At 68.3% G+C, this 12,770-nt stretch carries 12 protein-coding genes and 1 tRNA gene; 7 read left to right on the top strand and 6 right to left on the bottom strand.

Translation table 11 applies throughout. From position 1 onward, the window contains the following. Positions 1-18: 18 nt before the first annotated feature. Positions 19-93: transfer RNA gene (locus BME24068_RS31220), tRNA-Val, on the bottom strand. 83 nt (positions 94-176) lie between these two features. Further along, positions 177-659, bottom strand: a complete 483-nt coding sequence (locus BME24068_RS31215; RefSeq protein ID WP_174928364.1) for an Lrp/AsnC family transcriptional regulator — start codon at positions 657-659, stop codon at positions 177-179. Between the two features lie 188 nt (positions 660-847). Between BME24068_RS31215 and BME24068_RS31210 the strand changes: the two genes are divergently transcribed. The 4 genes from BME24068_RS31210 to BME24068_RS31195 all read left to right on the top strand — a co-directional run bounded on the left by BME24068_RS31210 (position 848) and on the right by BME24068_RS31195 (position 5,141). Next, entirely contained in the window at positions 848-2,062 is a 1,215-nt protein-coding gene (locus tag BME24068_RS31210) for an amino acid aminotransferase (RefSeq protein ID WP_174928363.1), read from the top strand. Between the two features lie 30 nt (positions 2,063-2,092). After that, entirely contained in the window at positions 2,093-2,479 is a 387-nt protein-coding gene (locus BME24068_RS31205) for a RidA family protein (protein ID WP_096508631.1), read from the top strand. An 80-nt stretch (positions 2,480-2,559) separates the two neighbouring features. Then, positions 2,560-3,630 carry a porin gene (locus BME24068_RS31200; RefSeq protein WP_420887514.1) on the top strand — a complete coding sequence of 357 codons (1,071 nt, stop codon included), beginning with the start codon at positions 2,560-2,562 and terminating at the stop codon, positions 3,628-3,630. Between the two features lie 92 nt (positions 3,631-3,722). Beyond that, positions 3,723-5,141: an amino acid permease gene (locus BME24068_RS31195; protein WP_096508629.1), complete on the top strand. Its 1,419-nt coding sequence runs from the start codon at positions 3,723-3,725 to the stop codon at positions 5,139-5,141. Positions 5,142-5,153: 12 nt separating this feature from the next. Here BME24068_RS31195 and BME24068_RS31190 read toward each other — a convergent pair whose 3' ends face one another. After that, a complete protein-coding gene (locus BME24068_RS31190; RefSeq protein WP_174928362.1) occupies positions 5,154-6,056 on the bottom strand; it encodes a LysR family transcriptional regulator in 903 nt (300 codons plus the stop codon). A gap of 173 nt (positions 6,057-6,229) precedes the next feature. Between BME24068_RS31190 and BME24068_RS31185 the strand changes: the two genes are divergently transcribed. The 3 genes from BME24068_RS31185 to BME24068_RS31175 all read left to right on the top strand — a co-directional run bounded on the left by BME24068_RS31185 (position 6,230) and on the right by BME24068_RS31175 (position 10,739). After that, positions 6,230-7,981 carry an acyl-CoA dehydrogenase family protein gene (locus BME24068_RS31185; protein ID WP_174928361.1) on the top strand — a complete coding sequence of 584 codons (1,752 nt, stop codon included), beginning with the start codon at positions 6,230-6,232 and terminating at the stop codon, positions 7,979-7,981. Beyond that, positions 7,978-9,180: a CaiB/BaiF CoA transferase family protein gene (locus BME24068_RS31180; protein ID WP_096508626.1), complete on the top strand. Its 1,203-nt coding sequence runs from the start codon at positions 7,978-7,980 to the stop codon at positions 9,178-9,180. Before BME24068_RS31185 ends, BME24068_RS31180 begins: the two co-directional genes overlap by 4 nt. Positions 9,181-9,320: 140 nt before the next feature. Continuing rightward, complete coding sequence (locus tag BME24068_RS31175; RefSeq protein ID WP_174928360.1) at positions 9,321-10,739, top strand: MFS transporter; 1,419 nt, start codon at positions 9,321-9,323, stop codon at positions 10,737-10,739. 125 nt (positions 10,740-10,864) lie between these two features. Here BME24068_RS31175 and BME24068_RS31170 read toward each other — a convergent pair whose 3' ends face one another. The 3 genes from BME24068_RS31170 to BME24068_RS31160 form a co-directional block, all read right to left on the bottom strand. Continuing rightward, complete coding sequence (locus BME24068_RS31170; RefSeq protein WP_096508624.1) at positions 10,865-11,140, bottom strand: oxidative damage protection protein; 276 nt, start codon at positions 11,138-11,140, stop codon at positions 10,865-10,867. Positions 11,141-11,191: 51 nt separating this feature from the next. After that, complete coding sequence (gene argA / locus BME24068_RS31165; protein ID WP_096508623.1) at positions 11,192-12,571, bottom strand: amino-acid N-acetyltransferase; 1,380 nt, start codon at positions 12,569-12,571, stop codon at positions 11,192-11,194. 8 nt (positions 12,572-12,579) lie between these two features. Next, the coding region (locus tag BME24068_RS31160) for a hypothetical protein (protein WP_174928359.1) at positions 12,580-12,770 on the bottom strand (191 nt) is incomplete at its 5' end.

Below are 12,770 nucleotides of genomic sequence, written 5' to 3'. Positions count from 1 at the left end.
CACACACCGATGAATCCTTGGTGGGCGGTACTGGGATCGAACCAGTGACCCCTGCCGTGTGAAGGCAGTGCTCTACCGCTGAGCTAACCGCCCAAAGAAGAATCAAATTATGTCAGAGCTTTTGGGGTTCGTAAAGACCTTTCTGCAAATAATTTTCAGGGCCGCGCGACTGTCCGTCAGCCGGCCGTCGACGGCTCGACGAGATCCAGGATCGAGCCGTCGCGTTTGAGCGTCGCGAGCACGATGCTCGAATTGATCGACATCACGCCGGTGGCGCGGTGCAGCCGATTGATCACGAAGTCGGAGTAGTGGTCGAGGTCGCGCGCGCGCACCGTCAGCACGTAGTTCGATCCGCCCGTCACGATCTGCGCGGCGACGACTTCCGGCCACTGCTGGATCGCCTCCACGAACCGGTCGTGCCACTCGGGCACGTCCGGGCGCATCGAGACGTGCACCAGCGCCTCGAACGCCACGCCCACCTTCTTCGGCTCGATCGTGCAGCGGTAGCCCGCAATGGCGCCGCGTTCCTCGAGCAGCTTCACGCGCCGCAGGCATGCCGACGGCGACAGCGCGACCGCGTTCGACAGGTCCTGATTGCTGATGCGTCCGTCCCGTTCGAGGTGCCGGAGGATCCGCATGTCGGTTCGATCCAGGATCATTTCGCAGAATCCCGTCAATTTTGAGATGGTAGTCGAAGACTCTACTGCAATCGGTTCGGATCGTCACCGAAAAGTGAAGCTCATTCTATTTCGTCCTCGATAACATGCGCCCCATGCCTCGATCGCACGGCCCGGCCCGATGCCATGCCGCCGGTCGCACCGATTTCCACTCCTACCGACATTCCGCCATGTACGAACACATTCCCGCCTATCCGGGCGATCCGATCCTGTCGCTGTTCCAGGCATTCCAGCAGGATGCGCATCCGCACAAGGTCAACCTCAGCATCGGCCTCTACTACGACGACGCGGGCCGCATCCCGGTGCTCGAGAGCACGCGCATCGCGGCCGAGCGGCTGCGCGAAGCGGGCGCGCCGCACACCTACCTGCCGATGGAAGGGCTCGCCGCGTACCGGCAGGGCGTGCAGCGTCTCGTGTTCGGCGCCGATTGCGCGGCACTCGCGCAGGGCCGCATCGCGACGCTGCAGACGCTCGGCGGGTCGGGCGCGCTGCGCCTCGGCGCCGAGTTCGTGAAGCGCTATTTCCCCGACAGCGCGATCTGGATCAGCGATCCGACGTGGGACAACCATCGCGTGATCTTCTCGGCGGCCGGGCTCGACGTGCACACGTATCCGTACTACGACGAAGCACGCAACGGCTTGCGCGTCGACGCGATGCTCGCGGCGCTCGACGCGCTGCCCGCGCGCAGCATCGTGCTGCTGCAGCCGTGCTGCCACAACCCGACGGGCCTCGACCTGAGCCGCGACGCATGGCGCGCGGTGATCGACGTGCTCGTGCGCCGCGGGCTGATTCCGTTTCTCGACATGGCGTATCAGGGCTTCGGCGACGGTCTCGACGACGATGCATGGGCTGTGCGCGCGATCGTCGAGGCAGGGTTGCCGGCGATCGTCAGCAATTCGTTCTCGAAGAATTTCTCGTTGTACGGCGAGCGCGTCGGCGGGCTGTCGATCGTCTGCGCGAGCGCGGGCGAAGCCGCGACGGTGCTGAGCCAGCTGCAGGCCGGCGTGCGCCGTACCTATTCGAGCCCGCCGCTGTTCGGCGCGCAGCTCGTGTCGACGGTGCTGAACGACGACGCGCTGCGCGCGCGCTGGGAAGACGAGGTCGCACAGGTGCGCGCGCGCATCAAGCGCATGCGCGGCGCGCTGAAGGCGCGGCTCGATGCGCGCCTGCCCGCGCCGGCCTTCGACGCACTCGTCACGCAGCGCGGGATGTTCAGCTATACGGGCATCGCCGCGACCGACGTGGATCGCCTGCGCACGTCGCACGGCGTCTATCTGCTGCGCTCGGGCCGCATGTGCATCGCGGGGCTGAACGACGCGAACGTCGAGCACGTCGCGAACGCGATCGCCGACGTGCTCGGCGGCGCGCCGCGCCAGGCGGCCTGAGCAACCGGTTTCGAATCGAAGGAGGACACGATGGCAGACAGGATCCCGGTCGACTTGCCGCAGCTCGCGCAGCCGTTCTCGTGGGCGACCCGCGCGGGCGGGCTGATGTTTACCGGTCACGGGCCGGTCGATGCGTCCGGCGCGATCGTCGGCGACACGATGACCGAGCAGGCGCGCATCACGCTCGGCAATCTCGCGAAGGCCGCGGCCGCGGCGGGCGCGACGATGGACGACGTCGCGCAGGTGCTCGTCTACCTGTCCGACGTGAGCGCAATGCCGGAATTCGACGCCGAATACCGGCGCCACTTCCGTGAACCGTACCCGAACCGCACGTGCGTGGGCGTGCAGGGCTTCGCGCATCCGGACATGCGCGTCGAACTCGTCGCGTACGTCGCGCTGCCGGCGGCGCGCGACTAGCACGCATGCCGCCACGCGCGGACAGCAGTCGCCACGATACCGACAACATCAACAAACGAAAGACAAGGATGGAGACAAGCATGAAGAGAATCAGTCGATTCGCACTGCCGACGATGGCGGGCCTGCTCGCCGCGAGCGGCGCGATGGCGCAGAGCAGCGTGACGCTGTACGGGATCGTCGACCAGAGCATCCGCTATACGACGCACGCGGACGCATCGAACGACGCGAGCGTGCAGATGACCAACGGCGCGATCACCAACAGCCGCTGGGGCCTGAAGGGCAGCGAAGCGCTCGGCGGCGGGCTGAAGGCGATCTTCCAGCTCGAGAGCGGCTTCGAGCCGCAGAACGGACAGCTCGACGGCGCATTGTTCGGCCGCTACGCATATGTCGGCCTCGCCGGCGACTGGGGCACCGTGAAGCTCGGCCGGCAGGCAACCGAAGCGTTCAACCTGTTCGGCGATCTCGATCCGCTGACGGTCGGCAACTACACGGCCAACATGTGGCCGTACTTCCTCACGCAGGGTCGCGCGAGCAACGTCGTCAGCTATGACGGCACGTTCGGCGGGCTGAACGTCGGCGCGAGCTACGGCTTCGGCGGCGTGGCGGGCAGTCTTAGCGCGAATGCGTACTGGGGCACGCACGTGTCGTACACGCTCGGCGGGCTGATGGTCGGCGCGACGTACCAGCAGGTGCGCGACCTGACGAGCCGCGCGCAGCAGGCATGGGGCGCGGGCGCACGCTATGCGTTCGGCGTGGCGACGCTGTATGCGGGCTACCTCGGCGGCATCGACCGCACGGGCATGCTCGACCAGCAATTGCTGAATGCGGCGGGGCGCGACGTGACCTACGGTTCGTTCGTCGACAACCCGCGCCGCGACGCGATCTTCTACACCGGCGCGAGCGTGAAGATCACGCCCGCGGTATCGGTGACGGGCGTCGCGTACTACGACGACATCCGCAACGTCAACGGCGTCGCGGGCAACGGCGGAAAGCGCTATACGGGCGTGCTCGAGGCCGAGTACGCGCTGTCGAAGGCCACGCAGGTCTACGCGACGCTCGACTACAACCGCGTGAGCGGCGGCGCGTTCACCGAAATGCCCGGACGCGGCAACCAGACGGGCATCGCGGCCGGCCTGCGCCACATGTTCTGAGCACACGGCGCGCGACGGCCGGTGCGGTCCGGCGCCGGCCAGCGCGCCGTCGAAGTTTCGACCGGACAATCGCTTTCGAACGAGGTCATTCGATGCAACCAGAAGGGCAATTCCAGCACATCGCGGCGCGCGAGCACGGTCTGCGCCGCACGCTTTCCGCACGGCAGATGGCGATGATCGCGATCGGCGGTGCGATCGGCACCGGTCTCTTTCTCGGCAGCGGGTTCGCGATCGGCTTCGCGGGCCCGAGCGTGCTCGTGAGCTACGCGATCGGCGCGTTCATCTCGCTGTTGCTGATGGGCTGTCTCGCGGAGATGACGGTCGCGCACCCGACCTCCGGGTCGTTCGGTGCGTACGCCGAACATTACGTGAGCCCGTGGGCCGGGTTTCTCGTGCGCTATGCGTACTGGGCGTGCATCGTGCTCGCGGTCGGCACCGAAGTCACCGCGATCGCGCTGTACATGAAGTACTGGTTCCCGGGCGTGCCGGGCTGGCTATGGATCGTCGGCTTCTCGGCGCTGCTCGTGTTCGTCAATGCACGCAGCGTCGACGTGTTCGGCGCGGTCGAATACGGCTTCTCCGTCGTGAAGATCGCGGCGATCGTCGGCTTCATCGTGCTCGGCGCGTACGTCGTGTTCGGCGATCCGGCGCTCGTGGGCAACGGCGCGGCGCGTGCCGGCTTCCACCATTACACGGATCACGGCGGCTTCTTTCCGAAGGGCGTGTGGGGGATGTGGGTCGCGGTGATCGTGTCGATCTTCAGCTACCTGAGCATCGAGATGATCGCGGTCGCGGCCGGGGAGGCGGAAGACCCCGAGCACGCGGTCACGCGCGCATTCCGCTCGACCATCGTGCGGCTCGTGCTGTTCTATCTCGTCACGCTCGCGCTGATGCTCGCGATCGTGCCGTGGACGGCGGCAGGGCGCGACGAGAGCCCGTTCGTGAAGGTGATGGAGGCGATCCACCTGCCGGGCGCGGCGGGGCTGATCAACTTCGTCGTGCTGATCGCCGCGCTGTCCGCGATGAACAGCCAGCTCTACATCACGACGCGGATGATGTTCAGCCTGTCGCGCGCGGGCCATGCGCCGAAGGCGCTCGGCGAAGTGAACGCGCGCGGCGTGCCGTTCGGTGCGCTGATGCTGTCGACGCTCGGCATCGCGCTCGCCACGGTGTTGAGCGTGCTGTATCCGGACGCGTCGTTCACGATCATGATGGCGGTGTCGATGTTCGGCGCGCTGTTCACGTGGATGATGATCTTCGTCACGCACTATTGCTTCCGGCGTCGCCGCGCGGCGCTCGGCCTGCCGGCGCCCGCATTCCGGATGCGCGGCTTTCCGCTGCTGACGCTGCTCGGTGCGGGGCTGATGCTCGCGGTGATGGTGACGACCTACTTCACGGCCGAGTTCCACATGACGCTGATCTTCGGGATTCCGTTCCTGATCGTGCTGTCCGTCGTGTACGCAGTGTGGTACCGGCGCGCGCAGCCGGTGCTGCAACCGGGAGCGAAGTAGCGGCGGGCCGAGTCAGCCCGCCAGCGCGGGCAGCGCGTCGATCGACGCGCGCACGTAGTCGGCGAAGCGCAGCGCAACCGGTTCGGCGGTGCCGCTGCGCTTCAGTTCGAGCGTGCGCGATTCGAGCGACCCATCCCTCAGCGGCCGGAATGCCAGCCGGTCGCTCTTCACTTGCTGCAGCACGCGCGGCACCAGCGCGATGCCCATCCCGAACTCGATCATCGACAGGATCGTCTGCCACAGCCGCGCCTCGTGACGGATCAGCGGGCTGAATCCCGCGTTCACGCATTGCGCGATGATCAGGTCGTGATAGTGCGGCGCCGCTTCACGCGGAAACAGGATGAACGGCTCCGCGGCCAGCGCGGCGAGCGCGACCTGCCGGCGCCGCGCGAGCGGATGCGCGGCCGGCAGGCAGCACATGAACGGTTCCGCGTAGACGGGCGCCGATTCGACCTCGGGCGGGCAGTGGCCCCAGTGCGCGTAGCCGAGATCGATCTGGCCGCGCTGGATCGCCTGGACTTGCGCCTGCGTGTTCATCTCGCTCAGCACGACCTCGACGCCCGGATAGTCGGCCTCGAAGCGCCGCACCGCATCGGGCAGCCCGCGATACAGCATCGAATGCACGAAGCCGATCCGCAGCCGGCCCGCGAGCCCCGACGCCGAACGCACGGTGAGGCGCTCGGCCTCGGCCGCCTGCAACAGCAGCCGGCGCGCTTCGCCGAGCAGCACCGCGCCCGCATTGGTCAGTGCGACGGTCTTGTTGGTCCGCGAAAAAAGCTGCACGCCGAGCGCTTCCTCGAACTTGCGGATGTCGAAGCTCAGCGCCGGCTGCGAGATGAACAGGCGCTTCGCCGCGCGCCCGAAATGCAGCTCTTCGGCGACCGCCACGAAGTAGCGCAACTGCCTCAGTTCCATGCTGTCTCCTCACCGCATCGGCATCGATAAGCGTCGTCTATCGTACCGGATAAATCCTGTATTGGACGCTTATCGATCGCGCGCCTACGCTCTGCTGAACGACTGGCATCGGCCGGCCGCGCCGCCACGGCGCGGGCAGCGGCCGGCAGCCGGGCCACCATGGAGACGCACGCATGAACGACACCGCTCGCACGCCGGAGGCCGGCGCATCCAATATCCCCGACAGCCGGGGCATCAATTTCTTCACGGCCGATCCCGATCTCGGCGCATTGCTGAAGCTGCATCTCGGCACGGACCAATACGCAGCACTCGAACCGCGGCTGCATGCGCTCGGCGCACGCGTGTCGGGCGAGCTCGACGAATGGGCATCGCGCGCGGACAAGCATCCGCCCGTGCTCGAGTACCGCAACCGGCGTGGCGAGGCCGTGCAGCGGATCGACAAGGATCCCGCGTATGTCGCGCTCGAGCGCGTCGCTTATGCGGAGCTCGGGCTGGCGTCGCTGAGCCACCAGCCCGAGGCGGTGGCGCCGCTCGTCAAATACGCGCTGACGTTCCTGTTCGTGCAGGCCGAATTCGGGCTGTGCTGCCCGGTCAGCATGACCGATTCGCTTACGCGCACGCTGCGCCGTTTCGGCGAGCCGGCGCTCGTCGAGCGTTACCTGCCGATGCTCGCGTCGCGCGATTTCGACACGCTGTTCCAGGGCGCGATGTTCATGACCGAGCAGGCGGCCGGCTCCGACGTCGCGCGCATCGCGACGCGCGCGGCGCGCGAAACGGATGCGCTGGGCAACGCGGTCTGGCGTCTGTACGGCGACAAGTGGTTCTGCTCGAACGCGGACGCCGATCTCGCGATGGTGCTGGCGCGGCCCGACGGCGCGCCGGACGGCATCAAGGGCCTCGCGCTGTTCCTGTTGCCGAAGACGCTGCCGGACGGCACGCGCAACGCGTACCGGATCGTGCGGTTGAAGGACAAGCTCGGCAGCCGCTCGATGGCGAGCGGCGAGATCGCGCTCGAAGGCGCGCAGGCGTATCTGATCGGCGAGATCGGTCGCGGCTTTCACCAGATGGCCGACATGATCAACATGTCGCGGCTGTCGAACGGCGTGCGGGCGGCCGGGCTGATGCGGCGCGCGCTGAACGAGTCGCTGCACGTGGCGGCGAACCGCGCCGCGTTCGGCCGCAAGCTGATCGAGATGCCGCTGATGCAGCGCCAGCTGATGAAGATGCTGCTGCCCGCCGAGGCCGCGCGCGCGATGTTCATGCAGATCGCGCTGCTGCTGCCGCAGGCGGATGCGGGTGACGAGCAGGCCGCGCGCTGCGTGCGCATCCTGACGCCGCTGATCAAGTTCCGCGCGTGCCGCGACGCACGCCGCGTGACGGGCGACGCGATGGAAGTGCGCGGCGGCACCGGCTACATCGAGGAGTGGAGCGATGCGCGTCTCGTGCGCGATGCGCATCTCGGCTCGATCTGGGAGGGCACGAGCAACATCGTCGCGCTCGACGTCGCGCGTGCCGCGCAGCGCGAGCATGCGCTCGACGCGCTGCGTACGTTCCTCGGCGACCGGCTCGGCGCCGCGCCGCTGCCCGACGCGAGCCGCGCGGCACTGCGGCGCATCCTGACGCGCGCGTGCGACGCGCTCGCGCGGGTCGCGGCGGACGGCGACGATGCACGCGTGCGGCAGGCCGCGTCGGCGCTGTATTACGCGAGCGCGGCCGTGCTGATGGCATGCGAAGGCGTGCGGCTCGCGCCCGATTACCGGCGCCTCGCGCTCGCGCACCTGATCGTGCGTCACAAGCTGCTGCCGGTCGACCCGCTCGCGCCGCCGTCGCGCGACGACGAACCGGCGGCGTTCGACGCGCTGCTGCGCGGCACGCCGGTGCCGCTCGACATGGCGCTCGACCTGCTGCCGGAGGTCGAACGATGAGCGCGACGCGAGGGGCACTGGACGGTCTGAAGGTCGTCGACCTGAGCCGCGTGCTCGGCGGCCCGTACTGTACGCAGGCGCTCGCCGACCACGGCGCGACGGTCGTCAAGATCGAGCCGCCGGACGGCGACGAGACGCGCGGCTGGGGGCCGCCGTTCCTCGGCGACACCGCGTGGTACTTCATGGGCGTGAACCGCAACAAGGAAGGGCTCGCGCTCGACCTGTCCCGCGATGAAGGGCGCGCGATCCTGTGGCGCCTGCTCGAAGAGGCCGACGTACTCGTCGAGAACTTCAAGCCCGGCACGCTCGCGCGCTGGGGGATGGACTACGCGCGCGACCTGCGGCCGCTTTTTCCTCGCCTGATCCACTGCGCGGTGACGGGCTTCGGCGAAGACGGCCCGCTCGGCGGGCTGCCCGGCTACGACGCGGTGATCCAGGCGATGGCCGGGCTGATGAGCGTGAATGGCGAGCGCGACGGCGGTGCGATGCGCATCGGTCTGCCGATCGTCGACATGGTCACGGGGCTCAACGCGCTGGCCGGCATCCTGCTCGCGCTCGCGGAGCGGGAGAAGAGCGGCCAGGGCCAGTCGATCGACATCGCGCTGTACGACTGCGGCGTGTCGCTGCTGCATCCGCACCTGCCGAACTTCTTCGGCTCGGGGCGCGTGCCCGAGCGCAGCGGCAACGCGCATCCGAACATCGCGCCGTACGACAGCTACCGCACGGCCACCGTGCCGATCTTCCTCGCGGTCGGCAACGACCGGCAGTTCGCGCGGCTCGTCGCGCATCTCGGCGCGCCGGCGCTGGCCGGCGACCCGCGCTTCGTCGACAACCGCAGCCGCTGCGCACACCGCTCGCAGCTGAAGGTCGAGCTGGAGGCACGGCTCGCCGCGCATTCGTGCGAGCCGCTCGCCCGCGACCTGATGGCAGCGGGCGTGCCGTGCGGGCCGGTGCGCAACGTCGGCGACGTCACGCGCGATCCGCATGCGCTGCACCGGAACCTGTTCGTCGAGCTCGGCGCGTATCGCGGCACCGCATCGCCGGTGAAGCTGTCGCGTACGCCGGCGACTTACCGCACGCCGCCGCCCGCGCTCGGGCGCGACACGCGCGCGGTGCTCGATCGCCTCGGCGTCGATCCGGTGCTCCAGCAGCAACTGCTCGACGCCGGCGTGCTGAAGGTCGCACCGGACCCGACGTGACCGGCCGAGGGGGCGGCTGCACGTGAACCCCCTCGGCGGACTCACCGCAACACCGCAACACCGCCAGCCGGCGGCGCAATGCCGGCCATCCGGCAACGCGCGCGACAGTCGCGCGGCCGATCACGAACATGGAGACATCGATGAGCCGTCCGCAATCCCCGTCCGCCGCACAACCGCAACCACGGCCCGGCCGCGCCGCCCTCGCGGCATTCGTCGGCACCACGATCGAGTGGTACGACTTCTACATCTACGGCACGGCCGCGGCGCTCGTGTTCGGCAAGGTGTTCTTTTCCAGCACGATGGATCCCGGCGTCGCGACGCTGCTCGCATTCGTCACGTTCTGGGCCGGCTTCGCCGCGCGGCCGCTCGGCGGGATCGTGTTCGGGCATCTCGGCGATCGCGTCGGCCGCAAGACGGCGCTCGTGATCACGCTCGTGATGATGGGCCTCGCGACGACCGGCATCGGTCTCTTGCCCGGCTATTCGTCGATCGGCGTATGGGCGCCGGTGGGGCTCGTCGTGCTGCGCGTGCTGCAGGGCATCGCGGTCGGCGGCGAGTGGGGCGGCGCGGTGCTGATCGCGAGCGAGAACGCGCCGAAGCATCGCAGCATCCTGTACGCGGCATTCGCGCAGCAGGGTTCGCCTACCGGCAACCTGCTCGCGACGGCCGCGTTCTTCGCGCTGAGCGCGCTGCCGACGCCGTCGTTCCTGATGTGGGGCTGGCGCATCCCGTTCCTGCTGTCGGCCGTGCTCGTGCTCATCGGGATGGTGATCCGGCTGCGGCTCGAGGAATCGGTCGACATGCAGCGCGTGCTCGCGCGCAAGCGTACGGTGAAGCTGCCGCTGCGCGACGTCGTGCGCGACCACTGGCCGATCGTGCTGCTCGCGGCCGGCACGCTGCCGGTGATCAACGTCACGTACTTCCGCAGCACGTTCGCGCTGTCGTGGGCCACCAAGGAGCTCGGCTATGCGCAGGGCACCTTCCTCGGCATCCTGTCGATCTCGCTCGTCGTGCAGTTCCTGATGCAGCCGATCGGCGCGTGGTTCGTGTCGAAGGTCGACATGCGGCGTGCGATGTGCTGGATCCTGATTCCGGAGATCGTGCTGATGCCGGTGATGTTCCATGCGCTCGCCACGCGTTCGTACGGGGTCGCCGTTGCGGGCATGTGCATCTCGACGATCCCGTCCGCGATGTTCTACGGCGCGGTCGGCGGTGTGCTCGCACGCGTGTTTCCGGCCAACATCCGCTACACCGGGCTGTCGCTCGCGTACCAGTTGAGCGCGCTCGTCGTCGGCGGCGGCACGCCGGTGCTCGCGCAGGCGATCCTGAATGCGACCGGCAGCATCGTCGGCGTCGCGATCGCGTCGGGGCTCTATGCGCTCGTATCGCTCGCGTGCATGCTGGCGCTGCTGAATCGCACCGGCTATCGCGCGAACGAACTGTCGACGGCCGAGCGCAGCGATGCGGCCGAATGGGGCACCGAAAGTGCCGGCGCCGACAACCCGGCCGGCACGACGGCGCGCGAGGACGAGCGCGCCACGTTGAAACCGGCGGGGTAAGCCGGGCGGGGCGGCGCGTTCCCGGAAAACGCCCCGCCAAAAGCAAACGGCACCGTGCGATACACGGTGCCGTTTGCTTTTTGTGCGATGCGCCGGCATGGCCGGCCATCGCGATTCGCGGGTGCTCAGCCTTCGGTCGGCGGCACGTAGCCGGACGCCTGGTCCGCGCCGTCGCCGAAGAAGTACTTCTCGGTCTGCTTCATCAGGTACTGGCGCGCGCGCGGGTCGGCCATGTTCAGGCGGTTCTCGTTGATCAGCATCGTCTGCTGCTTGAGCCAGCCTTGCCATGCTTCCTTCGACACGCTTTCATAGATGCGCTTGCCGAGTTCGCCCGGCAGCGGCGGGAAATCGAGCGCTTCGGCTTCCTTGCCGAGCTTCGCGCATTGGATCATTCGAGCCATCGTGTACTTCTCCTGTAATCGGTGTCTGGGGGAGGGCAGTCGTGCCTGCGCTCAGAGCTGTTTCATCAGCACGAGCGACTTGCGCTGCCAGTTATAGAGTTTGCGGCGGTCTTCCGGCAGGTCGTCGACGCTGACCTTGACGAAGCCGCGCTTGAGGAACCAGTGCTCGGTGCGCGTCGTGAGCACGAAGATGTGCGTGAGGCCGCGCGCGCGGGCGCGCTGCTCGATGCGCTTGAGCAGGCGTTCGCCGTCGCCGGAGCCTTGCGCTTCCGGCGCGACCGTCAGGCACGCCATCTCGCCGATCTTTTCCTGCTGGTACGGATACAGCGCCGCGCAGCCGAACAGCACGCCATCGTGCTCGATCACCGAGAAGTGGTCGATGTCGCGTTCGATCTGGTGACGGCCGCGTCGTACCAGCGTGCCATCGGATTCAAGCGGCTCGATCAGCGACAGGATGCCGCCGACGTCGTCCGGCGTCGCTTCGCGCAGGCTCTCGAGGTTCTCGTACGAGATCATCGTGCCGACGCCGTCGTGCAGGAACAGTTCGAGCAGCATGCTGCCGTCGAGCGACTGCGGAATCAGGTGGGCCCGGGTCACGCCGCCGCGGCATGCGCGGATCGAATGCTTCAGGAAGAACGCGTCGTCGCCCTGGACGTTGCCGGAATCGAGCAGCTCGGCGGCCGCATCCAGCGACATTTCGCGGACCAGCTCGCCTTCGTCGTCGACGATGCCGGGCGCTTCGGTCAGGAAGATGATCTTGTCGGCGCGCAGCGCGATCGCGGCGGCCGATGCGACGTCTTCCATCGACAGGTTGAACGCTTCGCCGGTCGGCGAGAAGCCGAGCGGCGACAGCAGCACGAGCTTGCGGCTCGCGAGCGAATGACGGATCGATTCGGCGTCGATCTTGCGCACGATGCCCGTGTGCGCGAAGTCGACCCCGTCGAGAATCCCCACCGGCCGCGCGGTCACGAAGTTGCCGGACACGACGCTGATGTGCGCGTGCGCCATCGGCGAGTTCGGCAGCCCTTGGCTGATCGCGGCCTCGATGTCGAGACGCACTTCGCCGGCCGCTTCCTTCGCGGACTCGAGCGCGCGCGCATCGGTGATGCGCAGCCCGTGCGAAAACTCGGATTCGACACCATGCAGGCTCAGCTGCTCCTCGACCTGCGGCCGCGAGCCGTGCACGAGCACGATCTGGATGCCCATCGCCTGCAGCAGCGCGATGTCGGACACGAGCGCGTTCAGCAGCCCCTGCTGCACCACTTCGCCGCCGAACCCCACGACGAACGTGCTGTTGCGGAACTTGTGGATATAGGGCGCGACGGAGCGCATCCAGTCGACGAACTGCGCGTGGCTGGCGGCCGAATCGTCGGCGGCCGGCGACGTCGCGGCGTCGGTCTGGGCGGGAGGGAGGTCGGTTTGGGAATTCATGGGCGGGATTATAATGCGCCCCCATGTCGAATGTACCTAAAAGTCCCGCGCCGACGCGGGCCAAAGCGCCGTCGGCGAAGCACCCGGATGGTGCGGCCGATGCGCGTCAGCAGCAGGGCCAGCCGCCGCGCCAGCAGCAACAGCAGGCCGGCCAGCCGCCGCGCGGGCCGCGCGGCGGCGAACGGCGCGGCGAGCCGGG

The organism is Burkholderia anthina (genome assembly GCF_902498995.1).
GTDB classification, from domain to species: Bacteria; Pseudomonadota; Gammaproteobacteria; order Burkholderiales; family Burkholderiaceae; genus Burkholderia; species Burkholderia anthina.
This window is presented reverse-complemented; position numbering and strand designations above follow the sequence as displayed.

What these genes read in the sequence shown, in the direction of transcription:
- BME24068_RS31180 (WP_096508626.1), top strand. Translation starts at nt 7,978, where the DNA reads ATGAGCGCGACGCGAGGGGCACTGGACGGTCTGAAGGTCGTCGACCTG.
- BME24068_RS31215 (WP_174928364.1), bottom strand. Translation starts at nt 659, where the DNA reads ATGATCCTGGATCGAACCGACATGCGGATCCTCCGGCACCTCGAACGG.
- BME24068_RS31210 (WP_174928363.1), top strand. Translation starts at nt 848, where the DNA reads ATGTACGAACACATTCCCGCCTATCCGGGCGATCCGATCCTGTCGCTG.
- BME24068_RS31195 (WP_096508629.1), top strand. Translation starts at nt 3,723, where the DNA reads ATGCAACCAGAAGGGCAATTCCAGCACATCGCGGCGCGCGAGCACGGT.
- BME24068_RS31170 (WP_096508624.1), bottom strand. Translation starts at nt 11,140, where the DNA reads ATGGCTCGAATGATCCAATGCGCGAAGCTCGGCAAGGAAGCCGAAGCG.
- argA (WP_096508623.1), bottom strand. Translation starts at nt 12,571, where the DNA reads ATGAATTCCCAAACCGACCTCCCTCCCGCCCAGACCGACGCCGCGACG.
- BME24068_RS31175 (WP_174928360.1), top strand. Translation starts at nt 9,321, where the DNA reads ATGAGCCGTCCGCAATCCCCGTCCGCCGCACAACCGCAACCACGGCCC.
- BME24068_RS31185 (WP_174928361.1), top strand. Translation starts at nt 6,230, where the DNA reads ATGAACGACACCGCTCGCACGCCGGAGGCCGGCGCATCCAATATCCCC.
- BME24068_RS31200 (WP_420887514.1), top strand. Translation starts at nt 2,560, where the DNA reads ATGAAGAGAATCAGTCGATTCGCACTGCCGACGATGGCGGGCCTGCTC.
- BME24068_RS31205 (WP_096508631.1), top strand. Translation starts at nt 2,093, where the DNA reads ATGGCAGACAGGATCCCGGTCGACTTGCCGCAGCTCGCGCAGCCGTTC.
- BME24068_RS31190 (WP_174928362.1), bottom strand. Translation starts at nt 6,056, where the DNA reads ATGGAACTGAGGCAGTTGCGCTACTTCGTGGCGGTCGCCGAAGAGCTG.